This is a genomic window from Mesorhizobium sp. 01N446 (genome assembly GCF_056399285.1).
Genome location: NZ_JBFTRA010000008.1, coordinates 45,248 through 71,124, shown reverse-complemented (window position 1 = coordinate 71,124; position 25,877 = coordinate 45,248). Strand labels below are relative to the sequence as shown.

The 25,877-nt window shown below is 62.8% G+C and carries 34 protein-coding genes; 16 read left to right on the top strand and 18 right to left on the bottom strand.

From position 1 onward, the window contains the following. Nucleotides 1-3 precede the first annotated feature (3 nt). Both AC1DPX_RS26040 and gloA read right to left on the bottom strand, forming a co-directional pair. On the bottom strand, nucleotides 4-300 hold the full coding sequence (locus tag AC1DPX_RS26040) for a DUF2218 domain-containing protein (RefSeq protein ID WP_477240177.1): 297 nt from the start codon (nucleotides 298-300) through the stop codon (nucleotides 4-6). A gap of 144 nt (nucleotides 301-444) precedes the next feature. Further along, entirely contained in the window at nucleotides 445-885 is a 441-nt protein-coding gene (gene gloA / locus AC1DPX_RS26035; RefSeq protein ID WP_010909179.1) for a lactoylglutathione lyase, read from the bottom strand. A gap of 217 nt (nucleotides 886-1,102) precedes the next feature. On the opposite strand from gloA, the gene AC1DPX_RS26030 reads away from it, so the two are divergent. The 4 genes from AC1DPX_RS26030 to AC1DPX_RS26015 all read left to right on the top strand — a co-directional run bounded on the left by AC1DPX_RS26030 (nucleotide 1,103) and on the right by AC1DPX_RS26015 (nucleotide 3,566). Continuing rightward, nucleotides 1,103-1,699, top strand: coding sequence for a cold-shock protein (locus tag AC1DPX_RS26030; protein WP_477240175.1), 597 nt, complete (start codon nucleotides 1,103-1,105; stop codon nucleotides 1,697-1,699). A 24-nt stretch (nucleotides 1,700-1,723) separates the two neighbouring features. After that, nucleotides 1,724-2,284: a DUF192 domain-containing protein gene (locus AC1DPX_RS26025; protein WP_477240173.1), complete on the top strand. Its 561-nt coding sequence runs from the start codon at nucleotides 1,724-1,726 to the stop codon at nucleotides 2,282-2,284. A 19-nt stretch (nucleotides 2,285-2,303) separates the two neighbouring features. After that, on the top strand, nucleotides 2,304-3,071 hold the full coding sequence (locus AC1DPX_RS26020) for an alpha/beta fold hydrolase (protein ID WP_477240171.1): 768 nt from the start codon (nucleotides 2,304-2,306) through the stop codon (nucleotides 3,069-3,071). 147 nt (nucleotides 3,072-3,218) lie between these two features. Next, nucleotides 3,219-3,566 (top strand): hypothetical protein, encoded by a 348-nt coding sequence (locus AC1DPX_RS26015; RefSeq protein WP_477240169.1) that lies wholly within the window; start codon nucleotides 3,219-3,221, stop codon nucleotides 3,564-3,566. Here the strand turns inward: AC1DPX_RS26015 and speB are convergent. The 7 genes from speB to AC1DPX_RS25980 all read right to left on the bottom strand — a co-directional run bounded on the left by speB (nucleotide 3,559) and on the right by AC1DPX_RS25980 (nucleotide 9,406). Beyond that, nucleotides 3,559-4,530, bottom strand: coding sequence for an agmatinase (speB, locus tag AC1DPX_RS26010; protein WP_477240167.1), 972 nt, complete (start codon nucleotides 4,528-4,530; stop codon nucleotides 3,559-3,561). The genes AC1DPX_RS26015 and speB overlap by 8 nt on opposite strands. Next, a complete protein-coding gene (locus tag AC1DPX_RS26005; RefSeq protein WP_477240165.1) occupies nucleotides 4,527-5,312 on the bottom strand; it encodes a creatininase in 786 nt (261 codons plus the stop codon). The genes speB and AC1DPX_RS26005 overlap by 4 nt, the downstream gene beginning before the upstream one ends. A 12-nt stretch (nucleotides 5,313-5,324) precedes the next feature. Beyond that, nucleotides 5,325-6,032 (bottom strand): SDR family NAD(P)-dependent oxidoreductase, encoded by a 708-nt coding sequence (locus AC1DPX_RS26000; protein WP_477240163.1) that lies wholly within the window; start codon nucleotides 6,030-6,032, stop codon nucleotides 5,325-5,327. After that, a complete protein-coding gene (locus tag AC1DPX_RS25995) occupies nucleotides 6,026-6,781 on the bottom strand; it encodes an SDR family NAD(P)-dependent oxidoreductase (protein ID WP_477240161.1) in 756 nt (251 codons plus the stop codon). The genes AC1DPX_RS26000 and AC1DPX_RS25995 overlap by 7 nt, the downstream gene beginning before the upstream one ends. After that, nucleotides 6,778-7,548 carry an ABC transporter ATP-binding protein gene (locus AC1DPX_RS25990; protein WP_477240159.1) on the bottom strand — a complete coding sequence of 257 codons (771 nt, stop codon included), beginning with the start codon at nucleotides 7,546-7,548 and terminating at the stop codon, nucleotides 6,778-6,780. Before AC1DPX_RS25990 ends, AC1DPX_RS25995 begins: the two co-directional genes overlap by 4 nt. 10 nt (nucleotides 7,549-7,558) lie before the next feature. Next, entirely contained in the window at nucleotides 7,559-8,341 is a 783-nt protein-coding gene (locus AC1DPX_RS25985; RefSeq protein ID WP_244730362.1) for an ABC transporter permease, read from the bottom strand. Nucleotides 8,342-8,413: 72 nt separating this feature from the next. Next, the gene (locus AC1DPX_RS25980; RefSeq protein WP_477240157.1) at nucleotides 8,414-9,406 is read right to left on the bottom strand and encodes an ABC transporter substrate-binding protein; all 993 of its coding nucleotides are present in this window, start codon (nucleotides 9,404-9,406) and stop codon (nucleotides 8,414-8,416) included. Between the two features lie 110 nt (nucleotides 9,407-9,516). Here AC1DPX_RS25980 and AC1DPX_RS25975 point away from each other — a divergent pair, with 110 nt between their 5' ends. Further along, nucleotides 9,517-10,440 carry a LysR family transcriptional regulator gene (locus tag AC1DPX_RS25975; protein WP_477240155.1) on the top strand — a complete coding sequence of 308 codons (924 nt, stop codon included), beginning with the start codon at nucleotides 9,517-9,519 and terminating at the stop codon, nucleotides 10,438-10,440. A 25-nt stretch (nucleotides 10,441-10,465) separates the two neighbouring features. Here AC1DPX_RS25975 and AC1DPX_RS25970 read toward each other — a convergent pair whose 3' ends face one another. After that, complete coding sequence (locus AC1DPX_RS25970) at nucleotides 10,466-11,071, bottom strand: HD domain-containing protein (protein WP_477240153.1); 606 nt, start codon at nucleotides 11,069-11,071, stop codon at nucleotides 10,466-10,468. Between the two features lie 129 nt (nucleotides 11,072-11,200). Here AC1DPX_RS25970 and AC1DPX_RS25965 point away from each other — a divergent pair, with 129 nt between their 5' ends. The 3 genes from AC1DPX_RS25965 (at nucleotide 11,201) to AC1DPX_RS25955 (ending at nucleotide 13,319) form a co-directional block, all read left to right on the top strand. Continuing rightward, a complete protein-coding gene (locus AC1DPX_RS25965; RefSeq protein WP_477240151.1) occupies nucleotides 11,201-11,845 on the top strand; it encodes a VOC family protein in 645 nt (214 codons plus the stop codon). 268 nt (nucleotides 11,846-12,113) lie between these two features. Beyond that, complete coding sequence (gene cysE / locus AC1DPX_RS25960) at nucleotides 12,114-12,962, top strand: serine O-acetyltransferase (protein WP_202354584.1); 849 nt, start codon at nucleotides 12,114-12,116, stop codon at nucleotides 12,960-12,962. 153 nt (nucleotides 12,963-13,115) lie between these two features. Further along, nucleotides 13,116-13,319 carry a DUF3126 family protein gene (locus AC1DPX_RS25955; RefSeq protein ID WP_019857879.1) on the top strand — a complete coding sequence of 68 codons (204 nt, stop codon included), beginning with the start codon at nucleotides 13,116-13,118 and terminating at the stop codon, nucleotides 13,317-13,319. Nucleotides 13,320-13,367: 48 nt separating this feature from the next. Here AC1DPX_RS25955 and AC1DPX_RS25950 read toward each other — a convergent pair whose 3' ends face one another. Then, on the bottom strand, nucleotides 13,368-14,099 hold the full coding sequence (locus AC1DPX_RS25950; protein ID WP_477240149.1) for a hypothetical protein: 732 nt from the start codon (nucleotides 14,097-14,099) through the stop codon (nucleotides 13,368-13,370). A 125-nt stretch (nucleotides 14,100-14,224) separates the two neighbouring features. Between AC1DPX_RS25950 and AC1DPX_RS25945 the strand changes: the two genes are divergently transcribed. Then, complete coding sequence (locus tag AC1DPX_RS25945; RefSeq protein ID WP_477240147.1) at nucleotides 14,225-14,551, top strand: DUF6949 family protein; 327 nt, start codon at nucleotides 14,225-14,227, stop codon at nucleotides 14,549-14,551. Nucleotides 14,552-14,570: 19 nt separating this feature from the next. Then, entirely contained in the window at nucleotides 14,571-15,098 is a 528-nt protein-coding gene (locus AC1DPX_RS25940; protein WP_477240145.1) for a gamma carbonic anhydrase family protein, read from the top strand. A gap of 52 nt (nucleotides 15,099-15,150) precedes the next feature. Here AC1DPX_RS25940 and AC1DPX_RS25935 read toward each other — a convergent pair whose 3' ends face one another. From AC1DPX_RS25935 to AC1DPX_RS25920, 4 genes are all read right to left on the bottom strand, one after another. Then, nucleotides 15,151-15,708: an ankyrin repeat domain-containing protein gene (locus AC1DPX_RS25935; RefSeq protein ID WP_477240143.1), complete on the bottom strand. Its 558-nt coding sequence runs from the start codon at nucleotides 15,706-15,708 to the stop codon at nucleotides 15,151-15,153. A 293-nt stretch (nucleotides 15,709-16,001) separates the two neighbouring features. Then, nucleotides 16,002-16,610, bottom strand: coding sequence for a transglutaminase-like cysteine peptidase (locus AC1DPX_RS25930; RefSeq protein ID WP_202354579.1), 609 nt, complete (start codon nucleotides 16,608-16,610; stop codon nucleotides 16,002-16,004). Nucleotides 16,611-16,908: 298 nt separating this feature from the next. Beyond that, nucleotides 16,909-17,526, bottom strand: coding sequence for a PilZ domain-containing protein (locus AC1DPX_RS25925; protein ID WP_010909193.1), 618 nt, complete (start codon nucleotides 17,524-17,526; stop codon nucleotides 16,909-16,911). Between the two features lie 119 nt (nucleotides 17,527-17,645). After that, nucleotides 17,646-18,278, bottom strand: coding sequence for a PAS domain-containing protein (locus AC1DPX_RS25920; RefSeq protein ID WP_202354577.1), 633 nt, complete (start codon nucleotides 18,276-18,278; stop codon nucleotides 17,646-17,648). A 421-nt stretch (nucleotides 18,279-18,699) separates the two neighbouring features. On the opposite strand from AC1DPX_RS25920, the gene AC1DPX_RS25915 reads away from it, so the two are divergent. Continuing rightward, nucleotides 18,700-19,452, top strand: a complete 753-nt coding sequence (locus AC1DPX_RS25915) for a rhomboid family intramembrane serine protease (RefSeq protein ID WP_202354576.1) — start codon at nucleotides 18,700-18,702, stop codon at nucleotides 19,450-19,452. A gap of 88 nt (nucleotides 19,453-19,540) precedes the next feature. Next, complete coding sequence (locus AC1DPX_RS25910) at nucleotides 19,541-19,972, top strand: CBS domain-containing protein (RefSeq protein WP_202354575.1); 432 nt, start codon at nucleotides 19,541-19,543, stop codon at nucleotides 19,970-19,972. Between the two features lie 48 nt (nucleotides 19,973-20,020). On the opposite strand, the gene AC1DPX_RS25905 is transcribed toward AC1DPX_RS25910, so the two are convergent. Beyond that, on the bottom strand, nucleotides 20,021-20,278 hold the full coding sequence (locus AC1DPX_RS25905; RefSeq protein ID WP_013895772.1) for a YjhX family toxin: 258 nt from the start codon (nucleotides 20,276-20,278) through the stop codon (nucleotides 20,021-20,023). Between the two features lie 281 nt (nucleotides 20,279-20,559). Here AC1DPX_RS25905 and gatB point away from each other — a divergent pair, with 281 nt between their 5' ends. The 3 genes from gatB to AC1DPX_RS25890 all read left to right on the top strand — a co-directional run bounded on the left by gatB (nucleotide 20,560) and on the right by AC1DPX_RS25890 (nucleotide 23,392). After that, complete coding sequence (gatB, locus tag AC1DPX_RS25900) at nucleotides 20,560-22,059, top strand: Asp-tRNA(Asn)/Glu-tRNA(Gln) amidotransferase subunit GatB (protein WP_477240141.1); 1,500 nt, start codon at nucleotides 20,560-20,562, stop codon at nucleotides 22,057-22,059. Nucleotides 22,060-22,063: 4 nt separating this feature from the next. After that, nucleotides 22,064-22,561: a GNAT family N-acetyltransferase gene (locus AC1DPX_RS25895; protein ID WP_202354573.1), complete on the top strand. Its 498-nt coding sequence runs from the start codon at nucleotides 22,064-22,066 to the stop codon at nucleotides 22,559-22,561. Between the two features lie 132 nt (nucleotides 22,562-22,693). Then, nucleotides 22,694-23,392 (top strand): AIM24 family protein, encoded by a 699-nt coding sequence (locus AC1DPX_RS25890; RefSeq protein ID WP_019857892.1) that lies wholly within the window; start codon nucleotides 22,694-22,696, stop codon nucleotides 23,390-23,392. A 56-nt stretch (nucleotides 23,393-23,448) separates the two neighbouring features. Here AC1DPX_RS25890 and panC read toward each other — a convergent pair whose 3' ends face one another. Continuing rightward, entirely contained in the window at nucleotides 23,449-24,300 is an 852-nt protein-coding gene (gene panC / locus AC1DPX_RS25885) for a pantoate--beta-alanine ligase (RefSeq protein WP_477240139.1), read from the bottom strand. Beyond that, nucleotides 24,297-25,160, bottom strand: a complete 864-nt coding sequence (gene panB, locus AC1DPX_RS25880; protein ID WP_477240137.1) for a 3-methyl-2-oxobutanoate hydroxymethyltransferase — start codon at nucleotides 25,158-25,160, stop codon at nucleotides 24,297-24,299. Before panB ends, panC begins: the two co-directional genes overlap by 4 nt. 228 nt (nucleotides 25,161-25,388) lie before the next feature. On the opposite strand from panB, the gene AC1DPX_RS25875 reads away from it, so the two are divergent. Beyond that, entirely contained in the window at nucleotides 25,389-25,787 is a 399-nt protein-coding gene (locus AC1DPX_RS25875; RefSeq protein WP_202354570.1) for an NADH:ubiquinone oxidoreductase subunit NDUFA12, read from the top strand. Nucleotides 25,788-25,877 lie beyond the last annotated feature (90 nt).

The window sequence follows — 25,877 nt, the reverse complement described above, 5'->3', positions numbered from 1 at the left end:
GGGCTACGCCGCCGGAGCGGGTTTCCAGTCGAAGGTCAGCTCTTCGCGGAAAGCAAACCGCTTGATGTGATCGGCGACGACACTTTCCAGGCGCTCGATCGACCCGGCTTCTTCCGTTGATACCACAATGTGCAACGTGGTCGCATCCGCATCCATGACGGTGCGTCCCAGCGATGTCAGCTCGATGGTGCCATGGGTTGGATCGAACTCGACAGGAAACTTGTGCGCCCAGTGCTTGCACAACTGCTGCAGATAGCGGCTGGCATGTTCTGTGGCGATATCGGCACGGCTGGTCGGCATGAGTGAACTCTCCGGAAGGGCAGGCGCCCATTGCTTGACATGGCGCCAGACTTGCCAGGCTGGCGTCATGTCAGGGTAGATAGGGGCGTTCGTGAAAAACGCCAAAGACGGCCGGGCAACTTCCGCCCGGTGTCAGGTCGATACCTACCAGCTTCCGGTGTTCGCCATCGAAGCCCAGGGCTCGGCCTTGGCTTTCGCCGGGCCTTTCTGCAGAAGCTCGATCGAAATCCCGTCCGGCGACCGGATGAAGGCCATGTTGCCGTCGCGTGGCGGCCGGTTGATGGTGACGCCATTGTCCATCAGATGCTGGCAGGTGGCGTAGATGTCGTCGACCTCATAGGCGAGGTGGCCGAAATTGCGCCCGCCCTTGTAGTCTTCCGGATCCCAATTGTAGGTCAGTTCGATCAAAGGCGCCTTGTCGTTGATGCCGCTTTGCTCGTCCTCGGAGGCGGCGAGGAAGATCAGCGTGAAGCGGCCCTGCTCGTTTTCGTAGCGGCGGACCTCCTTCAGCCCGAGCTTGTTGCAGTAGAAATCGAGCGAGGCATCGACATCGGCGACGCGGACCATGGTGTGCAGATAGCGCATGAGTTTTCCTCGATCTGTTGGGGTGCGGCGCAACATAGGGTCGACCCGGCGAAAGGGCAATCTCCCGCGGCCGGCGATGCCGGCAAAGAACAAATCCGGTATTCCCGCAATGAACCGTGAAAAAAGGCAGGGAAGGTCTTGCACACACCGGAAGCCGCGGTGTTAATCTGGTGTCAAGAATCAGTTGCGGTGTTCTTGCAAAAAAGGGGGCATTCTTATGGGGGAAAAGGCCTCTTTGACGGGGCGGGCCGGAACCCTTGGCGACGCCTTGAAACGCGACGAAGGCGGCGATGCCGCCGACCTGATCGAAATTGCCGGCGCCATCAAGTGGTTCGATGTGGCCAAGGGCTATGGGTTCATCCTCCCCGATGACGGCGTCTCGGGCGATATCCTCCTCCATGTGACATGTCTTCGGCGCGACGGTTTCCAGACAGCCCTGGAAGGCGCGCGCGTGGTCTGCCTTGTCAAGCAGGGCGATCGCGGGCTGCAGGCTTTCCGCGTGCTTTCCATGGATGTCACCACCGCCGTCCATCCGGCGGAAATGCAGGAACAGCGCACCCATGTCGCGGTGACGCCGGAGAGCGGACTCGAACGCGCTTTGGTCAAGTGGTTCAACCGCACCAAGGGCTTCGGCTTCCTGACGCGTGGCGAAGGCACCGAGGATATTTTCGTCCACATGGAGACCTTGCGCCGCTACGGCATCACCGAGCTTCGGCCGGGCCAGGTCGTGCTTGTCCGTTTCGGCCGCGGTGACAAAGGCCTTATGGCCGCCGAAATTCACCCCGATATGGGCACCTTGCCGGTTTCGCATTAGGACGAATTCGGTCGAGGATCTTTGATGGCTCACAGGAACTGGCTGACGGCGGGCGTGCTATGCGCCATTGCTGCGGTGATCGTGGCCGCGGGTGTTTTCTTCTACTCAGAACGGCCGACCTCTGCCGACAGCCGGGCGATGATCCTTCCGGTCGACCCGACGCCGCTGGTCGTGGTGACGAAAGATGGCAACCGCTCTTTTTCGATCGAAATCGCCGACACCGATGCGGAGCGCGAGGCCGGCTTGATGTATCGCCAGGACATGGCGGACGATCACGGCATGCTGTTCGTCTTCGAGATACAGCAGCAGGTCAGTTTCTGGATGCAGAACACGCCGATGCCGCTTGACCTGATCTTTGTCGGCCAGGACGGCAAGATCCGCGCCGTCAAGCATGGCGAGCCGCGATCCCAGGCCATCATTTCACCCGGCGTGCCCGTGCGCTTCGTGCTCGAGCTCAAGGCCGGCACCGCCGCCAAATTGGGCATCGGGTATGGCGACCTGTTGCGCCATCCGGCGGTCGGCACTGTATCCGGGCCCGGCGTGCCGCCGCCGGACAAWGGCGATGCGCCCAACGGCGGCGGCTGAACGCGAGGTGGAGCAGCCGATGCAGTTCTTCACTCATGACGGGTTCGACCTTGCCTTCCTCGACCGCCAACCGGCGTCGGGGCAGGGCGACCCTGTGCTCATGATCCACGGCTTCGCTTCGAGCCACTATGTCAACTGGGTATCGCCCGGCTGGTTCAAGACGCTCAACGATGCCGGCTATCGCGCCATCGCCTTCGACAATCGCGGCCATGGCTCGTCATCGAAAAGCTACGACGAGGCCGATTATACGCCGGCGAAAATGGCCTCGGACGCCGCCGCGCTGCTCGACCATCTCGGCATAGAACGGGCTCATGTCATGGGCTATTCGATGGGCGCGCGCATCGCGGCGTTTCTGGCTCTGTCCGATCCGGACAAGGTGGCGACGCTGGTCTTTGGCGGCCTCGGCATCGGCATGATCGACGGCGTCGGCGATTGGGATCCGATTGCCGCGGCCCTGCTTGTTGACGATCCGACCGCCACCACTCATCCGCGTGGCCGCTCTTTCCGCGCCTTCGCCGACCAGACCCGCAGCGATCGCCGGGCGCTTGCCGCCTGCATCGCCACATCGCGGGAGTTGCTCAGCGAGGATGATATTGCCCGCATCGCCCAGCCGACGCTGGTCGCGGTCGGCACCACGGACAACATTGGCGGCTCGCCGGACGAACTCGCTGCCCTGATGCCGAACGCCAGGGCCTTCCACATCGAGGGCAGGGACCATATGCTGGCGGTCGGGGACAAGACCTTCAAGCAGCGCGTGCTGGAGTTTTATGCTGAATATCCGCTTTGAGCGGTTAGAGCAATTACAGGAAAAGTGTGTAGCGGTTTTCCGTCCGGAATTGCGTCAAGACAAACAGTTAGAGCTGTTCACCGTTTCCATGAAACGGTGAACAGCTATAACCGGGGGGCAACAGTGGCACAATGGGGAAGAAGCGCGGTGGCCATGCCTGGCGCCGTGGCTCGCAGCAGGTTCGGTAAACGTTCGGTCATACTGGCGTTGGCGGCCTTCGCTGCGGGAGCGATTGCCATCGCAATAATGGTGGCGATGCCGAGCGACGCTTCGCAACTTGTCCAGAACATCGCCACCGCCTTCTTCATGCTGGTGTTTCTGCTGGCCGCTCCGCTGGCGCATATCACCGGCGCGGTTTTCGGCGTGATGGCGCTGGCGCGTTCGAATGACAATCGCGCCCTTGGCCTTCTGGGGATCGTTCTCAACGGGCTGTCGGTGGCGGCGGGGCTGGCCGTCCTCGTGGCAATGGCGTCGACCATAGGCGCCTTTACCTGATCTTGCGCGCTCGCGCTTCGTGGACCGACTTCGCCAGCACGCACAGCAGTTCGAACATCATCGTCGCACCCGCCAGCGCCGTCATGCTGCCGAGATCGAACGGCGGCGCCACTTCCACGACATCGGCGCCGACAATGTTCAGCCCATCGAGCAGGCGCACCATTTCCTGCGCCTCGCGGGTGGTGAAGCCGCCGAGCTCGGGCGTGCCTGTTCCCGGCGCCATCGACGGGTCGATGCAGTCGATGTCGAAGGTCACATAGGTCGGGCCGGCTCCGGCGATGGCGCGCGCCTCCTCCATGACGCTGGCAGCACCCCGCCGGACGAATTCCTCCATGTAGATGATGCGAATGCCCTGGGCGACCGCCCAGTCATGTTCGCCGGGCTCGTAGATCGAGCCGCGAATGCCGATCTGCACGACCCGTTTGGGATCGAGCAGTCCCTCTTCGATCGCGCGGCGGAACGGCGTGCCGTGCGTGTAGGGATTGTCGCCGAAATAACGGTCATTGGTGTCGGAATGCGCATCGAAATGGATCATGCCGACCGGACGATCCCTGGCCACGGCGCGCAGCACTGGCAGAGTCGTCAGATGATCGCCGCCGGCGGCGAGCGGAATGGCGCCTGCCGCCACGATAGCGGCGATGCCGTCCTCGATGCGCTTCAACCCGTCCATCAGGTTGATCGGATTGACCGAGAGGTCGCCGACGTCGGCGACGTTGGCGATGCTGAACGGCTCGATGCCCGACACATGGTGGGCGCGCCGCATCAGGCTCGACTGGTTGCGGATCTCGCGCGGGCCGTGGCGCGCGCCCGCGCGGTTGGTCGTGCCGCCGTCCCACGGTATGCCGACGAGCGCGATGTCGAGCCCCTCGGCGCTCGCCACCGCCGGCAGCCGCATGAAGGTCGAGAGCCCGGCAAAACGGGGAACCGCCGAGGCGTCGACCGGCTGGAAGAAATTGCTGTTCATAATGTCGGCACCTCAGAAAATTCACGTTTGACGATTTCAACGATCCGCGTCTCGCAGTCGTCGAGCAGCCATCGGCCCTTTTGCGCCGACGAACCCTCGGTCAGCGACAGCACGCCAGACGGCGGTACTTCCTCGGCCGGCCTGGGATAACGGTCGTAGGGCTTGAACTGCGCCGGGCCGTCATGCAGCGCCTTGCCGAGATCGACGAGTTCGGGGCGCAGTGCCAGCATCATCGAGGTCTCGATCACGCTGGCATGCTCGAGTTCGATGCCGGGGTAGCCGTCGGGGAACACTTTTGTCAGCGTCTCGGCGCGCACCATTTCCCAATGGTCGATGCGCAGGATCGTCAGGTCGGTCGCACGCTCGCGGCCGATGGCGTCGAGCGCGAGTTCAATGCCCTCGATCGACGGGCCAATATTCTCGTAGTGGCCGTTGAGGACGACGATGCGCCGGACCTTCTGGCGATAGAGATCGCAGATCACATCCTTGACGATGAGCGAGAACGTGTGCGCCGTGATGTTGATCGTGCCGGGAAAGGCCGGACCACCGCCGGTCCTTGGCTGCGAGCGGTTGCCATAGGCGATGGTCGGCGCAACGAGGCCGCCAACCTGCCTGGCCACCGTCTCGGCGATGGCGGTCGGGATGACGACATCGACATTCATGGCCATGTGGTGGCCATGCTGTTCGGTTGAGCCGAGCGGCAGGAAGACCGGAGCGCCTGCGGCGATCCGCTTCTCGGCCTCCGGCCACGTCAATTCAGCGAGGAAAACCCTGTCTTTCATCATCATCCCATCTCAAAGCATTGCCGCGCCGCCATTGGCGCCCAGGCATTGTCCGGTGAAGAAGGTGGCGCCCGGGCCGGCCAGGAAAACCACCGCGGAGGCGATTTCATCCGGCCGGCCGATCCGCCCCAACGGATGGGTCGTTTCCAGCGCGCGCTGGCTTTCGCTCAGGGCCTCGAAGCCGAGAAGCGGCGTGTCGGTGGGGCCTGGCGCCACGGCGTTGACCAGTATTCCGGGCGCAAGCTCGCGTGCCCAGGAGCGGGTCAGGCCCAGCAGTGCCGCCTTGGTCGCGCAATAGACCGAGGCGTTCGCCCGGCCGAGATAGGCGAGTTCGGAAGCGATGTTGATGATGCGGCCGCCGTCGGGAAGATGCGGCAGGACTTCGCGTGCGACGAGGATCGCGCCGCGCACATTGACGGCGAACATGCGGTCGACATGGTCGAGCGAGATCGCGTCAAGCGAGGCTTCCTGCAGGATGCCGGCATTGTTGACGAGGATATCGTAGCCGCCGATCCGATCCGCGCCTTGGCCGACCGCCGCAACGATGTCGGCCTCGCTGGCGAGATCGCAGGCAAGGATCGGGATGTCGCCTTCGGACGCCCTGAGATCGAGCCCGAGCACGGTCGCCCCGGCCTCCTGCAGGGCGAGCGCCGTCGCGCGGCCGATCCCGCTCGCCGCGCCGGTGACCAGCGCGCGTTTTCCGCGGAGCGGGACTACCAAGGCACTTCTCCCCTGTCGACGCCGAGCGATTGCCCGGTGATGTTGGCCGCGAGGCTGGATGCCAGGAACAGATAGGTGCCGGCCATGTCGGCCGGCTCCATCAGGCCGGGCAGGGCCTGCGCGCCGACGATGTCCTCTAGCAGCGCCGCTTCGTCGACGCCGCCTTCATCCGCCATGCGGCCAAGCGAGCGCATCGACGCCTCGGTGCGAACCCATCCAGGGCAGACCGCATTGACGCGGATGCCTTTCGGCCCAAGCTCCCTGGCCCATGTCTTGGTCAGGCCGATAATGGCGTGCTTGGAGGCGACATAGGCGCCGAAACGCGCTTCGGCGACGCGGCCCCAGATCGACGCGGTGTTGATGATCGCCGCAGCCGCTTGCATACGCGGCAGAGCGCGAGCGGTGACCAGCGCCGTACCGATGATGTTGATCTCGATGATGCGCCGGAAAGCGGCTTCGGTCTCGTCGCCGCTGTCGGTGATCGGCGTCATCAGTTCAAGGCCGGCATTGTTGATGAGCACGTCTATGCGGGCAACTTGTTCGAGCGCCGCCGCGGCGGCCGTACGATCGGCGATGTCGGCCTGCGCGCTGGTAGCGTCGAGTTCCCGTGCGCGTTCGTGCACGGCCGCGTCATTGGCGATGAGATGCAGCGTGGCTCCGGCCTGCGCGAATCCCCTGGCTATGCCGAGCCCGATGCCGCGGCTGGCCCCGGTGATCACCACCGTCTTTCCGGAAAAGGAGAGGCTCATACGACCACTCCGGTTTCGTTGCGGATGAGGTGCAGGACCTTGTTGCGCAGTTCGAAGAACTTCTGGGTTTCGCGGATTTCCAGCGGCCGGTCCGCACCGAGCTCGGCCGCCACGTCGATGTCGGCGACGACGGAAGCCGGGCGGCGTGAGAACAGGATGATGCGGTCGGCAAGGAACACCGCTTCTTCCACGTCATGGGTGACGAAGATGACGGTCTTTTCCTCGCGGATCTGGATCTGCCGCAGTTCGACCTGCAGGCGTTCGCGCGTCAGCGCGTCGAGCGCGCCGAAAGGCTCGTCCATCAACAGCACATCGGAACCGGCCGCCAGCGTACGCGCAATGGCCACGCGCTGGCGCATGCCGCCCGAGATCCGGTTCGGATAGGAGTTTGCGAAGTCGGCGAGCCCGAACAGGTCGAGATAATGGCCGATGCGCTCGGCCTTCTGCGTCGCGTCGAGGTCCTTCCTGTAACGCATGCCGAAGGCGATGTTCTTCTCGACCGTCAGCCAGGGAAAGGACGAATAGGACTGGAACACCATGCCGCGCCGGCGGTCCGGCCTGACGACCTTTTCGCCACCAAGCAGGATCGAACCCGAACTCGGCTCGTCAAGACCGCCGACCATGCGCATCAGCGTGGTCTTGCCGCAACCCGAGGGTCCGAGGAAGACGACCAGCGAATTGCGCTCGAGGCCAAGGCTGGTCTTGCGCACCACATTGACGGGACCGAAGGACTTCGCCGTGTCAACGAATTGGACATATCCGGTCATTGCCATGCCCTCACAGATACCGGAACAGCCGGCGGTGAAGCAGGCGAAGCAGCTGGTCGGTGACAAGGCCGATCAGACCGATGACAACGACGCCGGCCATCACCTCGGGCGTCTTGACGAAGCGCCGCGCCGTCCAGATGACGTAGCCGATGCCGGAATCGGCGGCGACGATCTCGGCGATGATCAGATAGGTCCAGCACCAGCCGAGCGTGATGCGGAGATTGTCGAGCAGCGTCGGTCCCATCCAGCGCAGTGCGACATCGGTCATCACTTGCCTCGAATTGGCGCCGACCGTGCGCGCGACCTCGACGAATTCCTGCGGCACGCGCCGCATGTCGTCGGCCACCAGCAGCACGAGCTGGAAGAACGTGCCAAGCCAGAGCAGGAAGATCTTGGTCTCCTCGCCGACGCCGAACCAGATGATGGACAGCGGCACCAGCGCCGGAACCGGCAAATAGCGGATGAAATCGATCATCGGCTCAAGAGCCGCGCCGACGATCCGGTAGCTGCTCATCATGATGCCGATCGGGATTGCCATGATGGCGGCGAGCAGGAAGGCGATCCAGACGCGAGCGGTCGAAACCGCGACGTGCCAGACAAGGTTCTGCTCGGTCAGCATCGTCCAAAGGGCGACGACGACACGGCTCGGCGAGGGCAGGAATTGCGGCGCGATGATGCCCGCCCGCGCCGCCAACTCCCACAGCGCAATGACGAGCGCCGCCGCCGCGACGCTAACGGCGAACTCCACCATCGGCGAGGCGCGGCCGCGGAAGACAAACAGGCTGCTGAACAAATCACTATCCCCGTCTAGAGAACGGCCGGCGAGCCGCGATGGCCGGGTTGCCGGACCCGGTTGGCGCGATCGTTATTTCGCGGGGATCTTGTTGATCGCAGAATTGTCGATCTGGTCGGCCGCAACCAATTTGTTGTCGGCGGCGCCGTTCTCCAGGTTGAGATCCATGACCGTATCGAAGATCCCGTGCAGCGTGCCCTTTTCGCCAGGCTTGCCCATGTAGGCCTGCGATTCGGCAAGCGTCGTGTAGGACAGGCTGGAGTTGACGATGTCGCTCACTTCGGCTGGTGTCAGGCCGAAATGCTTGGAGGCCATGTCGGCGAATTTTTGCGGCTCGGCCTTGATGAAATCGACCGCTTCGTAGATGCAGCCGAGGAATTTCGCGTATTTGTCGGGGTTCGCCTTGAAGTCGTCATTACGGGCGATGATCGCGTCGATGATGATGCCGCGGTGGTCCTTGGACGAGATCAGCATGCGGGCGCCCGGACGGGTCGACGCCTTCAGCGCCTGCGACATGAACGGTTCGTAGGTCGCGATCGCCGCAATCGACGGATCGACGAAAACCGCGCCGGTATCGGCCGTGGCGATGTCCTTGATCTGCAGATCCTTCAGCGACAGGCCTGCCTGCTTGAGTTCCATCTGCAAGAGCAGGCGTGAGGGGATGTTCGGCTCGGCAGCGACCACCTTGCCCTTGAGATCGGCGACCGATTTGATGGCGTCGTCGGTGATGACGCCGTCGCCGCCGACGGATTCATCGATCGTGCCGATGATGATGCCGGGGGTCGACGCATCGCGCGGCCGGCCCTGATATTCGCCGACCGAGCGCATCTGCATCTCGATGTCGCCGCGCGCCATCGCCGCCATGACATTGGTCAGGTCGTCCTCGAACTTGATGCTGACGTCGAGGCCCTTGGCGGTGAAGCAGCCGAGATCGCCGGCGATATGGACGGGTGCGAATCCCAGCCATGTCGGCGCAAGCATGCGGATCTGGTCGGCGCTCAGCGCCAGCTGTGAACTGGCGAGCACCAGGGCCGCGGACAGCGCGGTGGCGAGCAAGGATTTCATGATTGTTCCCCAATTTGTTTCGCACAGGCTCGCCATTTCGGACATTGATGTAAATGAGTTTATTTAGAAGGATACATCGAATAATATCGATGTGAGGTGAGGGGAGCGCCATGCGCCGGCTGGACAATATCGACATCCGCCTGCTGCGTGTTTTCGTGGCGCTCGCCGATTCAGGCGGGTTCGCCGCCGCGCAGATCACGCTCAACCTGTCGCAGCCGACACTCAGCACGCATCTGGCGGAGCTGGAGAAACGCATCGGCGCCCAGCTCTGCCATCGCGGGCGCAAGCAATTCCGCCTGACCGAGGTCGGGCAGGCGACCTACGATGCGGCGCAAAAACTGTTTCGCGACCTCGACGATTTCGGACACCGCATCAATGCCGCGAGCGGCAGCCTGTCGGGACGCTTGCGGGTCGGTACGTCGGATGGGGTCTTCACCAGCCGCGAGCTGGGTATCCAGCACGCACTCAGCCGTTTCATGGGGCCGGATTCGGACGTCTTCATCGATCTTTCGGTGGGCACGCCATCAGAGCTCGAGCAACAGGTCGCCGATGGCGGGCGCGATGTCGTCATCGGACCGCTGTCGCAGAAGGCGCCCGGCGTCGTCTATCGCGACTATTGCGGCGAACCGCATCTTCTCTATTGCGGGCGAAAGCACCCGCTTTTCGCGGTGCCCGATGCCAGGATCGACCAGGGCGCCATCGACACCGCGCGGTTTTCGGTGCGCAGCTACCGACATTTCGACGACCTCTATCTGGTCGGCCACCCCAGGGCGAGTGCGTCGGTCGTTCACATGGAGGCGCAGCTGATGCTGATCCTGTCGGGCAATTTCATCGGCTTCCTGCCGTGCCACTTTGCCGATCCCTGGGTCGCGGCTGGAGACATGCGGGCAATCAGGCCAAGGTCGTACGCATTCAGTTCGATCCATCGCGTCGCCTATCGCAAGACCGACGCCCAGCGCTCGCTCGTCCAGGCGTTTCTGGCAGCGCTGTTCGGCGCCACGACTGCCGGTGGATCGACACAGGGCCACATCTAGAGCGCCCGGAGAATCCCGGCGAAATTCACGAGGGTCTTTGCAGGGCCTCCAGCGAGCGCGCCATGTTCAGTCTGGCCTGCGGCTCGAAACGCTGGCGGAATTCCTCGGTGTGGAAAATGCGGGTGCGGGCAAGGAAGTCCTTCAGCACGGCACCTCGCCCGGCACGCCACATCGGCTCCTCCACCCAGTCATATTCGCGGCGAACCGCGTGTTCATAGGCGTCGAATGCATCCGGCTCGGCGCCCAGGATCGACAGGTCCATGTCGAGGAAGAGGCTGGCGTCGCGTGTGGCCGCGTCGTCGTCGAACCGGGGCAACTGGTGCGTGGCGGTGGCGAGGATCATCGCGCCGATGCGGTCCAGGCGCCCGGCATCGGTGCGGCCCGCGAGCCTTTTCTCGGCAAGCGCGGCACTTCTGGCCTCATTGTCCTTGGTCTTGCTGTCGTAGATGGCGTCGTGGAACCAGATCGCCGCGTCGACGGCTTCGGGGTCGCCGAGCAGCGCTCGATAGTCGCCGGCCAACCCCAGCATCGCTTCGATATGGGCAAGGTTGTGATAGTGGCGGTCTTCGGCCCGATAGAGTGCCGAGAGTTCCTGCTTCAGCGATTCGTCGATCAAGGGCTGCTCATTCATTTCCATCATCCGTCCAGTTAACCGATCTCGGCCCCTTGGAGTCAAAGAACCAATCACTTTGAACCTTGCATGGCTCCGGGCTCTGAGGAATGTTTCCGGTCCCAGACATTTCAAAGCCAGGAGGCTGACATGACCAATACACCCAGCAGCGAGGCTCCGAGACCGGGAACGATCGACATGAAGCTGGAGGCCGTCATCATCGCCGTTGCGGATGCCGACCGGTCCAAGCGTTTTTTCAGTGGCCTCGGTTGGCGGCTCGACGCGGATTTCGTTGTCGGCGATGCATTTCGGGTCGTGCAGTTCACGCCTCCGGGTTCGCCGTGCTCGATCCATTTCGGCAAGGGCCTGACATCAGCCGCGCCAGGCTCGGCGAAGGGACTTTATCTCGTGGTGTCCGATATCGTGGCGGCGCATGCCGAACTCGTGGCGCGCGGCGTCGAGGCGAGCGAGGTGTTCCACCGTGCGGGGCCCGGGCAGCCGGCGATCAGCGGCCGGCATCCGGAAGGGCGCAGCTATTCATCCTATGTCACCTTCGCCGATCCGGACGGCAACAGCTTCATACTGCAGGAAATCACCCAGCGACTGCCGGGACGCGTGGATGCCAGCGACACGATATTCACGTCGTCGGGCGAGCTTGCCGCGGCCCTGCGCCGTGCGGCGGCGGCACATGGCGAACACGAGAAACGGACCGGCGGACAGTATGACGTGAACTGGCCGGATTGGTATGCCGAATACATGGTGGCCGAACAGGCCGGCACGCAGCTGCCGACTTGAAATGAGGTCCATCACAGCGCGGTGTCATCGGCGCCGCGCTGCCTTTGAGCCCGCCATCAGATCGTTCTGCACCTTTCCGGCAGCCAGGAACGAAAGGCCGCTTCCGGCGGCCCGGCGATCAAGGGTTCGTTTTCCATGCCTGCTTGAATTCCTGCGAACCAAATCCATTTGACACAGCACTAAGGAAAATTGAGTTCAATCGTGCTATGAACTGGCTTATATGTGCCGCCGGACCAGGCAAGCCAGCAGGACGCAGGACGAGACGTCGATGAACAGCATCAGCATTTCCCGCCACACCGCGTTGCAGCCGGTCGACCCGATCTGGCGTTCGATCCGCGACGAAGCGATGGACGCGGTCAACCGCGATCCGCTGCTCGCCGCCTTCCTCTATTCGACGATCCTCAACCAGGAGAGCCTGGAAGAAGCGGTCATCCACCGGATCGCCGAGCGGCTTGCCCATCAGGATATCGGCTCCGATCTCATCCGCCAGACCTTCAAGACCATGCTGGCTGACGACAAGGAATGGCCGACCACCGTGCGTGTCGACATCCAGGCCTATTACGACCGCGACCCCGCTTGCGACCGTTTCATCATGCCGGTGCTCTACTTCAAAGGCTTTCATGCCATCCAGACCCATAGGCTGGCGCATTGGCTGTGGAACCAGGGCCGCAAGGATTTTGCGCTCTATCTGCAGAGCCGCTCGTCCTCGGTCTTCCAGACCGACATCAACCCGGCCGCGCGCATCGGCAAGGGCATCTTCATCGATCATGCCACGGGCCTCGTCGTCGGCGAGACCGCGGTCATCGAGGACGATGTGTCGATCCTGCACGGCGTGACGCTGGGCGGCACCGGCAAAGCCGGTGGCGACCGTCATCCCAAGATCCGCCGTGGCGTGCTGATTGGCGCCGGCGCCAAGATTCTCGGCAACATCGAGATCGGCCATTGCTCCAAGGTCGCCGCCGGATCGGTGGTGCTGTCGCCCGTGCCGCACAACAAGACGGTTGCCGGTGTGCCGGCCCGCGTGGTCGGCGAGACCGGCTGCGACCAGCCTTCGCGCCAGATGGACCAGCTTCTGCCGTCACAGAAGATGGACCATGTGATCAGTTTCGACATCTGATTTCAGCGCCGGCGCGCCGTCCCGCGCGATGGCGATTTTGCCCGGCGGCGCCGCCGCTTCCGGTGCAATACGGCCGGCTTGCCTTTACATCGCCATTGTCGACGTGCCAGAAGCGCCCTTCAAACCAGCAAGCCCGATGATCGGAGAAGACTGTTGAAGCCGGACGAAATCAGAAAGCTGGACGCCTATTTCAAGCGCGTCTTCCAGAATCCCAAGCTTGAGGTCAAGGCACGGCCGCGCAAGGAAGATTCCGCCGAAGTCTATGTCGGCGACGAATTCCTCGGCATCGTCTTCAAGGATGAGGACGACGGCGACTACAATTTCTCGATGGCGATCCTCGACATCGATCTGGGCTGAGCCCGCATCAAATGGCAGGCCGCGCCAGGCGCGGCCTGCCATTGTCCCTCAATGTCCGGTCTTCAGCATTCGCCCGGCCTCTGCGGTTATCGCCGCGTCGAGTGCCTGCCAGTCGCCAAGGAATTCCTTGGGAAAACGGTAGGTGAGGCTGAGATCGTCGCCGACATGGATGTCCCGTTCGCAAGGCGCCAGCGATTGACCGGCACTAGGCCCGCTCAGGCAGCGGGCGACGAAGGGATCCGTTCCCTGGCGCTTGCCGACCACCAGCACCTCGTTCAGATAGCCTGATTTCTCGTTGAAGCCGTAGATTGTCGTGCCGCCCGGTCCCGGAATGCCGGGCTGGACGATCAGCGCGCTGTAGATCGGCACGAACCGGCCGCTCATGTCGCGAGACATCATCTGCTGTTCGAAAGACAGGAAGATGATTTTCTTGTTGGCTTCCGAGTGATTGAAATCGTCGCGGGCCGCCTCGCTGTAACCGTCCATCTGGGGATAGCGCAGATAGAGGTCGAGACGTGAGGCGATGCCGTCGCGCCGGGCCTGGTCGAAACGGATGAAATTGGCCGGCACGGAAATCACATTGTTGCCGATCACCACCCGGCGCACCGTCGTGCCGTCGGTATACCCGGCCATCGCGATGGCATGGCCGAACCATTTGCCGCCAAGGCTGATCGCGACCGACAGCAAGGCAAGTGCGGCGAAGGCATAGAACACCCGCTTCATCAGTGTAGAATCGACCACGGTGAGTTCAGGGCCGTCGGCGATCGCTGCCTGCTTCATCTCGGTCCTCATCCCAACCGCCATTCCGGTGTCCCTCGGCGGCACACATCGCGCGGCACGGCTCTTGCAGCCTTCCTGGAACGACTGTGCGATTTCATGGTAAATGCAAGGTTAAGATGGCTCAGATGGAACTCTTCCTGTTTGCTTTTGTCGTCGGGCTGACGGTGTGCGGGCTGACGGGTTCGACAATGGAGCTTGTGTCGGGCCGCAAGGTCGCCTTCGCCGAGCCCTACGTGTCGCCCGCGCATGTGCTGCGCTCGCTGGCGGCCACCGCTGGCGCAGGGCCGTTCATGCTGGTCAACGATGCCCTCGATGCCCGCCGCGAGAACCGCATTTCGACGATCGCGCTCCTGTCATGCGGCTGCACGGCGATCGCCTGGTCCCTGGCTCTGGGCATCGTCGTGCTTGCCATTGCCTCATGGGCGATCGGTCTCCTAGGGTCCGGCATCTGAGACGATTCGGAGGCCGACAATGCCGCTCTATGCGATCGACGGAACGCAGCCCAGCTTCGCGGATGCTGACACAAACTGGATTGCGCCCGATGCGACGCTGATCGGCGATATCAGGGTCGGCCGCAATGCCGGTTTCTGGTTCGGCGTCGTCATTCGCGGAGACAATGAGCCGATCATTGTCGGCGCCGACACCAATGTGCAGGAACACACGGTCATGCACACCGATCCTGGCTTTCCGCTGACCATCGGCGAAGGCTGCACGATCGGTCACCGGGCCATGCTGCATGGCTGCACCATTGGCGACAACAGTCTGATCGGCATGGGCGCCATCGTGCTGAACGGCGCCAGGATCGGCAAGAATTCGCTGGTCGGCGCCGGCGCGCTGGTCACCGAAGGCAAGGAATTTCCGGACAATTCACTGATCGTCGGCACGCCGGCCAAGGCGATCAGGGTGCTGGACGACGCGGCCATCGCCCGGCTGCGCGGCTCGGCCGCGCACTACGTCGCCAATGGCAAGCGCTTCAAGGCGGGGTTGAAGAAGGTCTAAGGCCGGTTTCGGTCGATCCCGGTCGCCGGCGGTCTCATAGCGAGCCGGGCCATTATCTATTGGAGCCGCGCTTGGCCATTGCATCTTGCAGCAATGAAGCGCCGGCCTCAAAGCCGGCAATGTTCGCTTCCTCGAAGGCTGTCGTATACTCATCGATGCGGGTTGCGAGCGTCGGATCGGCGCCTGCCGCCAAAAGCAGGCGGATCGCCTCGGCGCTACGAATGACCACCGAATAGTGAAGCGGCGTCCAGTCGTTCACGCCCCGCATATTGGGATCGGCGCCACCGTCGATCAATATTCGGACGATTTCCAGCCTGTCGGCCCGGTCGGTGGACAGCGCCGCAATGATTGCCGGAAATCCACCGTGATCCCCGTAATTCGGATCCGAGCCTGCATCCAGCAAAGTCGAGATGAAGCGGACGGGGCTCCAATAGATCGCATATTCCAGTGGATGCCCGAGGCCGAGTTCGAACGGCATGCGCTCGTCGAACCAGCCGGGCGAACCGCCCAAAGCTACGCCGAGGCCCTCAAAATCGCCACCCTTGAAGGCATCGTCGATCGCCTTGAACAGACGATGGCGCTCGCATCGATCTTCCGGGATTTCCAGCATCGCGGTGATCCAGAGGACGAACCAACGGCCGATAGTGCCTCGATCCTGTGTCCATGGAAAGGAGGCGCTGGATAGTCACATGCGGCTACCCAATCCTGATTGGATCTCAAGCTTCCGCCAGAAATGGCGGAGCCGGCCCGGGGACAGGGCCGGCTCCTTAGACCCGGTCGTTGGGGACGGGGAGGGTGGGGACTCGACCGGGTTTCTCATCAAGCGCGCAGCGTCGATGCAACGCGCTTAACCTCTGTTCCATGCATGCCGCACTGCCCCTGTGGGCGACATGCATTGGCGTCCTAGCGGACGCTGGCGACCGCGTCGGAACGACCGTCGTTGATCGTCACCCAAACGCCGGAATTCTCCGTCGACTGGCGCTTGAGATAGGTGTAGTCGGTGTCCGTCCAGGACAGCACCTTGGTCTCCAGATTGTCGAGAATGAACTCGCCCAGGCTGGTGCGCACGGTCAGCACGGCGTGGCCGTCGCCATTCGGCTGGCGCGCGACCGTCATCAGGAGATCACCCGCCGGCACGCCCGCGTCCATCAGTTCGCGGCGCTTCTCCAGCGCGTAGTCTTCGCAATCGCCGTAGCCATTGTCGGGATAGGCCCAGTATTCCTCGACACCGTAGTTTTCCATGTCGGTGCGCGGCTTGACGCGGGTGTTGACCGAATTGTTGATGTTGACGATCGTCGCCCAGAGCTTGCGGCTGAGGTCGACCGGCGCGCCCTTGGGCGTCTTCTCGTTGCATTCGCCAGGGATGCGCTGGCAGAATTCATAATGGCCAACAGGCTGTGTGGTACGGCCGCCAGTGTGCATATAGGCCGGTCCCGCGGCATATGCTGATCCCCAAGCGGAAAGCTGCATCGCCATTGCCATCAGCAACAGCCTGCCCCTCGTTTTTTTCATTTTCTAGTCTCCCCGTTCGAAGGAGACATTGCCACGGCTGGATTTATTTGACGCAAAAGCGCGAAGCAGACTTTAAGTAAAACGCCAGTAGAATAAACATAAAATTTGAATCATTTGAGTATTGAATTGTTTGCATTGCGCAGGGCTGGCACCGGGGCGCGAGCCCTTATGCCGATCGCCACGAAGGGCGGCCTCGACGTGTCGGAAGCGAACCGGCCACTTGCGGAGAGCAGCGTCGTCCGGAAACAAAAAACCGGCCACGCAGGGCCGGTTTGGTTGCAGTGTCCGTCGGATCCGGTCAGGCTCGTGGCGTGTTGAATTCGGAATCAAGCGTTTCGGGGCGCTGGATGACGGCGAATTCGATGGCGACGCCATCCTCGAAATGGCGGACGATCTGCCCGCGCATCGTGCCGAGCATGACCTGGACGCCGATCGCCGGCTTGACGTCGATCTCGATCGCGGCGCCGGACAGCGACAGGTCGATGATACGGCACTGGTATTGGCGGCCGTCGGTGAGCTGCAGCACGCTGGTCGGGTTGCGCGGCGCGACGCGCTCGTGGCGGCGGTCTTCCGGCAGGTCGAGCTCATGCTTGTTGGCAAGCCAGGTCAGCTGCGCCGCCAGCTTGTCCTTCTTGCGGTCGGACGCAATCACCGTCATGGCGAAGCCGTCCTGCAGCGTGCGCGTGACGACGCCTTCGATGCGGCCGATATGGTCGATATAGGCGATCACCTTTTCACCGGGCATGCCGATGCGATCGGTGCGGAACGCGACATTGCCGGGCGACATGTCGACAACCTGGCAGGGATGTTCGGTGCGGTCTTCCAGCATGAATCGTCCGTATATCTTGACCCGGACGCGCTGAAAGTTACGCCTTTCAGCTTGGGACGGCGCGTAGTCGACCGCCGCTGACCTCATGACTGCCTACACCCCGTTTGGCATTCCCGCGCGTCAATGCGAGGGACTTCATGCCAGAAGTACAACAAAGCGGGTTAACAAAGGGGAAAAACGGGCCTGCAAGACCGTGCGATCATCAACTATTCCTCGCGCCCGCCGTCGAAGACGACGAGATGGCGGATGCGGCGCGCCCGGCCAAGCGCCGAGATCGTGTCGGGCGCCTCGAGTTCGGCTGGAACAAGCGAGGGAACGTCGATCGCCGGACGGTTGTTGAGCAGCTCTTTTTCCGGATCGATGACACGGATTGAATCGATCATTGCATCCGTGATCGGGTCTGCGCCCAGCCAGAACGGCTTCTCGGCGGCGCTGATCACACCGAGGCAGCGCGGGTTTTCGATGCCGCCGTCGAGCGGCAAGGCAAGCAATTCGAACTTGTTGGAGCGGCCGTTGCGGCTGAAACCCTCGAAGTTGATCAGCACCACCGATTTCTGGTCGAAAACCCCGTGAATCAGCCTCGAGACCAGACGCTGATCCTTCTCACGCCACAGCGACGGGAAGGAGAACCCCTTGAGTTCGCGGCCATAACAGGCGCAGAGCCTGGTGCCGGCCAGGCGGAAGACGGGTTGCCCGCGTGTGTCCCGTTCCAGGATGAACGTGTCGGCCAAAAGCGACTTGATATCGGCCGGCTCGACTTCCGATCGCTTCGGAGCAGGGCGTCCGTCACGCAGGCGGTTCCAATAATGGAACAGCGTGATCGATCCGTTTTGGTTCATGGTATGCTGCTCCGCGCATTCTGTCGTCTGATGTCCCATCGGTGAACAGAAGGGCGCCCTCCGATGACCTACATGCGTTGCGGAGCAGGAAGCGTGCCAGCGTCGTTAACACTTGTTCACGGGTCGGGGACGTTAAGGTTAACAAGTGGTTTACGTTGCGCTCGACCAGGCCCTGTGGCACACCAAAACCACTCCAGAAGCGGTCGTTTCGCGACGATCGGCAGCACTTCAGTCAAGAGTTTTAGGGGAGCAAGGGGGCTCGACCGGCCGTTCAAGGGAGACCTTGGACGGCTTTTTTTTGATTCGCGTCTTTTTTGATTCGCACTGGGGCGATTCGCCCTTTGCGGTTCCAATGGCGGTGATCTAGATGCTCGCCAGATCGAACGAGCCCAGATCGAACCAGCACCGAGTGCGATTGCAGATGAGCGAACCGCAACATCCAACCGAGACCGAACCGGCCGAAAGCACGCCGCCGCCGCGCGAACCGGTGTTCAACCTGCCGCCGATCGTGTTGGCGGTGATCGGCATTTGCGCGGCCGTCTTCCTGCTGCAGCAATATGTGCTTGATGATGCGCAGCAGATGACGCTGCTCTACGATGGGGCCTTCATTCCCGTCCTCTATACCGGGCAATACGGCTTCGACTGGTTCCTGTTCACGCGGCCCTTCACCTATGCCTTCATGCACGGCGGCTTTGCCCATATCGCCATCAACATGGTGTGGCTCGCCGCCTTTGGTTCGCCGCTGGCCAATCGTCTCGGCGGGCTCTGGTTCGCTCTGTTCTTCGCCGCTACCGGACTGGCTTCCGTGGCGCTCTTCTGGGCCATGCACCCCTATGGTGAAGCGCCGCTGGTCGGCGCCTCCGGCGCCATATCGGGCATGATGGGTGCCGCGGCGCGCTTCGGTTTCCGCACCGACCGTTCAGCCGGCAAGGCGGCCTTCGCCGGCCCCGTGCTGCCGATCGCGATTGTCTTGCGCATGCGCGGCGTCGTGATCTTCCTTGCCGTGTGGATGATCATCAACCTCGCCACCGGCCTGCTCGGCTTTGCGCCTGGAGTAGACGGCCAGATCGCCTGGGAGGCCCATATTGGCGGCTTCGTCGCCGGCTTCTTCGGCCTGCGCTGGTTCGATCGGCGATGGCAGCCGGCCGAATGGGAGACCGCCGACCACACTTGAAATGCAACCCATCACGGCGCACGATGTTCACTCATACGTGAAGGCCGGTCTGGGCAGGGGACCGGCAGGCGAAGCAGAGGAGGACGCCATGACGGTTAAGGCAATTCTGGAAAGAAAAGGCCACGACGTGCTGACGCTCGGGCCGAACGAAAAGCTCAGCGAAGCCATCCGCATCCTGGCCGAACACAAGATCGGCGCGCTGGTCATCACCAATGGCGATCGCAAGATTGTCGGCATACTGTCGGAACGCGACATCGTGCGGGTTGTCGCCAAGGAAGGTGCCGCCGCGCTCGATATCGCCGTGCGTTCGGCAATGACGCCGAAGGTAAAGATCTGCAACGAGAACCACACCGTCAACGAGGTGATGGAGATTATGACCAGGGGCCGTTTCCGCCATCTGCCGGTGGAAAAGGACGGCCTGCTCGATGGCATCGTGTCCATCGGCGACGTGGTCAAGCGCCGCATCGAGGATGTCGAGCGCGAAGCCGACGAGATCAGGGCCTACATCGCCACCGCCTGAGCGGTGAAAGGAACCGCCGGCCGGAAACCCGACCGGCGGAACCGTAGTCTACCGGTTGTCGAGTTCGGAGCGGACGAGTTCGAGCCCGCGCCTGGTGATGCGGTAGGGACCGCCGCCCGACGACGAAACCGCCTTCTTGCGTTTCAGCTTTCGAAACAGGTCGAGATCGACGCCCGGATAATGCCAGCCGTCGCGGGTCAGGCATTTGACGGAGGCGATCCGTTTCTTCTGGTTCTTTTCGATTTCAATGCGTCCGCCCTGCGCAAGCAGGTGCAGGATGCGCTGTTCAGTGCGCGAAATGTCCATTTGGAGAGTTTCCGGGAAAACGAAAAATGCCGCCGCCGCGAAGCTTCGCGGCACGGAGTTTCAGGTTTTGTCGCCCTGCCTCGCTACGAGGTCAGGGCCTTACCGGGACTGAGCGTAAGTGGACATCCACTCTCCATTGGGATGGGCGTCCTATACGCGAAAGCGGCTGAAAAGGCCAGCCCGCGGCTTTGCGCTTGTCTCTTTTGGCGGTTTGCACTAGCGAAGTTGCACACCAAAATATGCGTTCACGCATATTCAGCAGTTCCAATATGTAGGCCCCCATGTCCCTGATCGATACCCGCACGCCCGACGCTAAACGCCTGATCTCCGGCGCCACCGGCGACTGGGAAATCATCATCGGCCTCGAAGTGCACGCGCAGGTCATCTCGGAAGCAAAACTGTTTTCCGGCGCCTCGACCGCTTTCGGCGCGGCCCCCAACGCCAATGTCAGCCTGGTCGATGCGGCAATGCCGGGCATGCTGCCTGTCATCAACGAGGAATGCGTCAAGCAGGCGATCCGCACCGGCCTCGGCCTGAAGGCGCAGATCAACCACAAATCCGTCTTCGACCGGAAGAATTATTTCTATCCCGACCTGCCGCAGGGCTACCAGATCTCCCAGTTCAAGCAGCCGATCGTCGGTGAGGGCACGGTGATCGTTTCGGTTGGACCGGACAGACAGGGCGAGTTCGAGGATATCGAGGTCGGCATCGAGCGGCTGCATCTGGAGCAGGATGCCGGCAAGTCGATGCACGACCAGCATCCGACCATGTCCTATGTCGACCTCAACCGCTCCGGCGTGGCGCTCATGGAGATCGTTTCCAAGCCTGACCTGCGTTCCGGCGATGAGGCCAAGGCCTATGTCACCAAGCTGCGCACCATAATGCGCTATCTCGGCACCTGCGACGGCAACATGGATGAAGGCTCGCTGCGCGCGGACGTCAACGTTTCGGTACGCCGGCCCGGTGGCGAGTTCGGCACACGCTGCGAGATCAAGAACATGAACTCGATCCGCTTCATCGGCCAGGCCATCGACTATGAGGCGCGCCGCCAGATCGCCATCTTGGAGGACGGCGGCAAGATCGATCAGGAAACGCGGCTGTATGATGCCGTCAAGGGCGAGACGCGCTCGATGCGCTCGAAGGAAGAAGCGCACGACTACCGCTATTTCCCCGATCCCGATCTGCTGCCGCTGGAATTCGACCAGGCCTATGTCGATGCCTTGGCCAAAGGGCTGCCGGAACTGCCCGACGACAAGAAGGCGCGGCTCATATCCTCGCTGGGTCTGTCGACCTACGACGCTTCGATCCTGGTCTCGGAAAAGTCGGTCGCCGACTATTTCGAGAAGGTGGCTGCCGGACGTGACGGCAAGCTCGCCGCCAACTGGGTCATCAACGATCTGCTCGGCCAGCTGAACAAGGTGGGCAAGGATATTGAAAATGCTCCGGTTTCGCCCGATCAGCTCGGCGCGGTCATCGACCTGATCAAGGACGGCACCATCTCCGGCAAGATCGCCAAGGACCTGTTCGAGATCGTCTGGAACGAAGGCGGCGATCCGCGTGCGCTGGTCGAAAGCCGTGGCATGAAGCAGGTCACCGACACCGGCGCCATCGAGAAGGCGGTCGACGAGGTGATCGCGGCCAATCCGGACAAGGTCGACCAGGCGCGCGCCAAGCCGACCATGGCCGGCTGGTTCGTCGGCCAGGTGATGAAGGCGACCGGCGGCAAGGCCAATCCGCAAGCGGTCAACGACCTAGTCAAGGCCAAGCTCGGTATCGAGTAAGGCCATGTTCGTCCGCACCGCCGGCGAACGTGACCTTGATGCAATTCGAGCAGTGCTGGTCGAAACCTGGCATGCGACGTATGACGCCATATACGGTGCCGCCAAGGTCACCGAAATCACCGATGAATGGCATTCGATCGCCTCGCTGAAGGCGCGGCTGATCAAGCCGAACAGCGACTTCCTCGTTGCCGATGACGGCAAGCGCATTGGCGGCGTGGCCTTTGCCGAAAGCGTCGATGGCGGCAAGCTGGTTGTCCTGAGGCAGCTCTACGTGCTTCCGGACCTGCAGGGCCGGGGCATTGGCGGCATGTTGCTCGACGAGATCATCGAGAGTTTTCCTGAAGCCCGCGCCATCCGTCTGGAAGTGGAGGCGCAAAACACCCGCGCCATCGCCTTCTACGAGGCGAACGGCTTCGTGCGATCCGGCGATGCCGGCGAGCACGCGGCTGCCTCTGGCGAGGCGACATTGGTCTACCGCCGGCCTCTTGCCGACCTCTCTTGATCACCTTCGCGCGAGCGGCGCACCATACGCCCGTTTTCGTTTGACGGCCTGAGGGTCCCGCACCAAAGCTGCCGGTGCTGACCGCGCGGAAGCCGGAATGGATCGGCACGCTGCGCAGCGCTGGGGGGAACCATGCCAAGCTTGCCGGAACTGATGCCGACACAGGTGTCGGACGAAACCTTTGGCGGGGTCACCTATCACATAGCGGGCGAACTGGTCCCCGTGCTTTCGGTCGATGTGACGCAAATGCCTGTCTATTTCGAGCACCACATCCTGTTGTGGAAGAACTCGACCATCACCATCGGCCTGAAATCGCTGAAAGGCGCGCTGAAGCGCATGATGGCCGGCATGCAGATCTTCGTCACCGAGGCGTCGGGAGCGGGCATCATCGCTTTCAGCCGTGATGGACCCGGCCACATCGTGCCGATCCATCTCAGGCGTGGCGAGGAAATCCAGGTGCGCGAACACCAGTTTCTCGCCGCCACCGGCAATGTCGACTACACATTCGAGCGTGTACGCGGCCTGGCGACGATGCTGTTCGGCCAGAGCGGCTTCTTCATCGACCGTTTTCGCGGCGATGGCGGCGACGGCATCGTCTGGCTGCACGGCTACGGCAATGTCTTCGAAAAGACGCTTGCCGCCGGCGAGACCATCGACATCGAGCCCGGCGGCTGGCTGTTCAAGGATGCCTCGGTCAGGATGGAAACCAAGATCGACCGCCTGTCGAGCGGCTTCTTCGGCGCCAACATGAACTTCATCGTCAACCGCTTCACCGGCCCGGGCCGGGTCGGCATCCAGTCGATGTATCTCCATATGCCGACGGAGGAGTAGGCGCGTGGATGGGTTCCGACCCGCCAGGGCACAAAGCGCAGTGTAGCCCAATCCGCTCAGGCAACGGGAACGTCAACATTGTCGATCAGCCGCGTCTTGCCAAGCCAGGCCGCGGCGAGAATGCGGCCGGCGCGGTCGCGGCGCCAGGGCGCCAGGGTCAGGCTCTCGCGGGCCTCGACATAGTCGACCTTCTGGAAGCCGGCGGCGATGAGCGCGCGGCTGGCTTCGCCGGTTGCGTCACCTTGACGTGTGCCGGACGCCAGTGCCGCCGCCGACTTGTGCAGGACCACGTTGAGCTGGCGAGCGACCGCGAGTTCAGCCTCATCGAGATAGGCGTTGCGGGATGACATGGCCAGACCATGCGCGTCGCGTATGGTCGGGGCGCCGATGATTTCGACGGGCAGGTCGAGGTCGCGGCAGAGCTGCCTGACGACACAAAGCTGCTGGTAATCCTTCTCGCCGAAGACCGCACAGTCAGGCGTTGTCTGAAGAAAGAGCTTGGCCACCACGGTGGCGACGCCTTCGAAGAAAGTGGGGCGGAAGTCCGATTCGAGCCCGGCGGACGGGCCGCCGACCGAGATCCTGGTGGCAAAGCCGGCGGGATACATCGCGCCGACCGTCGGCGTGAAGGCAAGATCGGCCTTGACCGTCGCCAGCAGGTCCAGGTCGCGGGCGAGCTGGCGCGGGTACTTGTCGAGATCCTCGCTCGGTGCGAACTGCGTCGGGTTGACGAAGATCGACACCACGCAGCGCTCGGCTTTCTCCCTGGCGATCCTGATCAGGGAGAGATGCCCCTCATGCAGTGCGCCCATGGTTGGCACCATGGCGACGCGCAGGCCTTCGCGCCGCCAGTCCCGGACCCTGGCGCGAAGTGCGGCAACGCTGTCGACGACGTCAGGCCGGCTCATGACTCGTCCTCGCCATTTGCGTTCGAAAAGGCCTTTGATGAGCCCGAAAAAACATGGGCAGGGCCAGGAAAAGTCCGGTCCCGCACCTCCGCTGCGTAGCGCTCGGCGGCGTTCGCGATCACGCGGCGCAGGTCGGCATATTCCTTGACGAATTTCGGCACGCGATCGACGGTCAGTCCGACCATGTCGTCGATGACCAGGATCTGGCCATCGCAATCGCCGCTGGCGCCGATGCCGATGGTTGGAATGGCAATGCGGCGGGTGATGTCGGCGGCGACCGCCTCGATTGTGCCTTCGATGACCACGGAAAACGCGCCGGCCTCTTCGACGGCGAGCGCGTCGGCCATCAGCGCCGCGATAGTCTCGTCCGTGCGGCCCTTGATCTTGTAGCCGCCGTCCTTTTCCACCGATTGCGGCAGCAGGCCGATATGACCCATGACCGGAATGCCGGCGGCCACGATTGCCGCGATCTGCGCGGCCATTTCGACGCCGCCTTCAAGCTTCACCGCCTGGCAGCCGGTCTCGTCGACGATGCGCTGCGCCGAGGCCACGGCCTGCTCCGCCGAATCCTCGTAGCTGCCGGCTGGCATGTCGACGACGACACAGGCCTTGGCCGAGCCCCGCATCACGGCTTGCCCATGCGCGATCATCATCTCGAGCGAGGCGCCGAGCGTTGTAGCATGGCCATGCAGGACCATGGCGACGCTGTCGCCGACCAGAAGCAGGTCTACATGCGGGTCGAGCAGGCGGGCGACGGGATAGGTGTAGGCGGTCAGGCAGACCAACGGGATGCCGCCCTTGCGGCGGCGAATCAACTCCGCGCCGATGCGAATGTCGGCGGTCGGCAGTTTCGTGGCCAATCGTCACCTCCCTCGGCCCACGGGCGGTTTGGATCCGCATGGGCGCGCTGAGCTTTAGAAAGAGCGCAAAGGCTTGGCAAGCGCGCATCCTGCCGCCTCCGGGGATCACAGGCTTGTGTCGGCGCCCAGGCGCGCCATTTGCGCGCTGCCTGTGGCAAAACCCTTGCCTTCCCGAAGGCCTGACGCCATAAGCAGGAAACAGGCGCTGCCAGCGCAAAGGGTCCTGAGATGAAGACTTTCCTGACGCAGTTTTTCACCTGGTGGAACAGCCAGACGCTGGGAACACGCCTGCACACCTGGCGGTACGGCAAGCGGGTCGGCCAGGACGAAGTCGGCAATGTCTACTACGAAGGCGGTATCGATTCGGAAGGCCGCACGCGCCGCTGGGTCATCTACCGCAACTATTCGGAGGCGTCGGCCATTCCGCCCGGCTGGCACGGCTGGATCCATCACCGCGTCGATCTCGCGCCGCCCAGTGACGATTACAAGCCGCGCGACTGGCAGAAGCCGCATCAGCCCAATCTGACCGGCACGCCGGCGGCCTACCGCCCGAAGGGCTCGGTGCTGACCAACCAGCATCGCCCGCAGGTCACGGGTGACTACGACGCCTGGACGCCCGGGTCGTAACGGCCACGGCTTGCAATGCCGCCGCGACTTGTCACAGCACGAAGCGCAGGCCGGTCCTTTATCGCCACAATTGGTGTTTAGCTGCTTGCT

Excerpts from the sequence above, each read along its gene's own strand:
- AC1DPX_RS26040 (WP_477240177.1), bottom strand. The coding sequence starts at position 300 with ATGCCGACCAGCCGTGCCGATATCGCCACAGAACATGCCAGCCGCTAT.
- gloA (WP_010909179.1), bottom strand. The coding sequence starts at position 885 with ATGCGCTATCTGCACACCATGGTCCGCGTCGCCGATGTCGATGCCTCG.
- AC1DPX_RS26030 (WP_477240175.1), top strand. The coding sequence starts at position 1,103 with ATGGGGGAAAAGGCCTCTTTGACGGGGCGGGCCGGAACCCTTGGCGAC.
- AC1DPX_RS26020 (WP_477240171.1), top strand. The coding sequence starts at position 2,304 with ATGCAGTTCTTCACTCATGACGGGTTCGACCTTGCCTTCCTCGACCGC.
- speB (WP_477240167.1), bottom strand. The coding sequence starts at position 4,530 with ATGAACAGCAATTTCTTCCAGCCGGTCGACGCCTCGGCGGTTCCCCGT.
- AC1DPX_RS26005 (WP_477240165.1), bottom strand. The coding sequence starts at position 5,312 with ATGAAAGACAGGGTTTTCCTCGCTGAATTGACGTGGCCGGAGGCCGAG.
- AC1DPX_RS25995 (WP_477240161.1), bottom strand. The coding sequence starts at position 6,781 with ATGAGCCTCTCCTTTTCCGGAAAGACGGTGGTGATCACCGGGGCCAGC.
- AC1DPX_RS25990 (WP_477240159.1), bottom strand. The coding sequence starts at position 7,548 with ATGACCGGATATGTCCAATTCGTTGACACGGCGAAGTCCTTCGGTCCC.
- AC1DPX_RS25980 (WP_477240157.1), bottom strand. The coding sequence starts at position 9,406 with ATGAAATCCTTGCTCGCCACCGCGCTGTCCGCGGCCCTGGTGCTCGCC.
- AC1DPX_RS25975 (WP_477240155.1), top strand. The coding sequence starts at position 9,517 with ATGCGCCGGCTGGACAATATCGACATCCGCCTGCTGCGTGTTTTCGTG.
- AC1DPX_RS25970 (WP_477240153.1), bottom strand. The coding sequence starts at position 11,071 with ATGAATGAGCAGCCCTTGATCGACGAATCGCTGAAGCAGGAACTCTCG.
- AC1DPX_RS25965 (WP_477240151.1), top strand. The coding sequence starts at position 11,201 with ATGACCAATACACCCAGCAGCGAGGCTCCGAGACCGGGAACGATCGAC.
- cysE (WP_202354584.1), top strand. The coding sequence starts at position 12,114 with ATGAACAGCATCAGCATTTCCCGCCACACCGCGTTGCAGCCGGTCGAC.
- AC1DPX_RS25950 (WP_477240149.1), bottom strand. The coding sequence starts at position 14,099 with ATGAAGCAGGCAGCGATCGCCGACGGCCCTGAACTCACCGTGGTCGAT.
- AC1DPX_RS25945 (WP_477240147.1), top strand. The coding sequence starts at position 14,225 with ATGGAACTCTTCCTGTTTGCTTTTGTCGTCGGGCTGACGGTGTGCGGG.
- AC1DPX_RS25940 (WP_477240145.1), top strand. The coding sequence starts at position 14,571 with ATGCCGCTCTATGCGATCGACGGAACGCAGCCCAGCTTCGCGGATGCT.
- AC1DPX_RS25935 (WP_477240143.1), bottom strand. The coding sequence starts at position 15,708 with ATGCTGGAAATCCCGGAAGATCGATGCGAGCGCCATCGTCTGTTCAAG.
- AC1DPX_RS25930 (WP_202354579.1), bottom strand. The coding sequence starts at position 16,610 with ATGAAAAAAACGAGGGGCAGGCTGTTGCTGATGGCAATGGCGATGCAG.
- AC1DPX_RS25925 (WP_010909193.1), bottom strand. The coding sequence starts at position 17,526 with ATGAGGTCAGCGGCGGTCGACTACGCGCCGTCCCAAGCTGAAAGGCGT.
- AC1DPX_RS25920 (WP_202354577.1), bottom strand. The coding sequence starts at position 18,278 with ATGAACCAAAACGGATCGATCACGCTGTTCCATTATTGGAACCGCCTG.
- AC1DPX_RS25915 (WP_202354576.1), top strand. The coding sequence starts at position 18,700 with ATGAGCGAACCGCAACATCCAACCGAGACCGAACCGGCCGAAAGCACG.
- AC1DPX_RS25910 (WP_202354575.1), top strand. The coding sequence starts at position 19,541 with ATGACGGTTAAGGCAATTCTGGAAAGAAAAGGCCACGACGTGCTGACG.
- AC1DPX_RS25905 (WP_013895772.1), bottom strand. The coding sequence starts at position 20,278 with ATGGACATTTCGCGCACTGAACAGCGCATCCTGCACCTGCTTGCGCAG.
- gatB (WP_477240141.1), top strand. The coding sequence starts at position 20,560 with ATGTCCCTGATCGATACCCGCACGCCCGACGCTAAACGCCTGATCTCC.
- AC1DPX_RS25895 (WP_202354573.1), top strand. The coding sequence starts at position 22,064 with ATGTTCGTCCGCACCGCCGGCGAACGTGACCTTGATGCAATTCGAGCA.
- AC1DPX_RS25890 (WP_019857892.1), top strand. The coding sequence starts at position 22,694 with ATGCCAAGCTTGCCGGAACTGATGCCGACACAGGTGTCGGACGAAACC.
- panC (WP_477240139.1), bottom strand. The coding sequence starts at position 24,300 with ATGAGCCGGCCTGACGTCGTCGACAGCGTTGCCGCACTTCGCGCCAGG.
- AC1DPX_RS25875 (WP_202354570.1), top strand. The coding sequence starts at position 25,389 with ATGAAGACTTTCCTGACGCAGTTTTTCACCTGGTGGAACAGCCAGACG.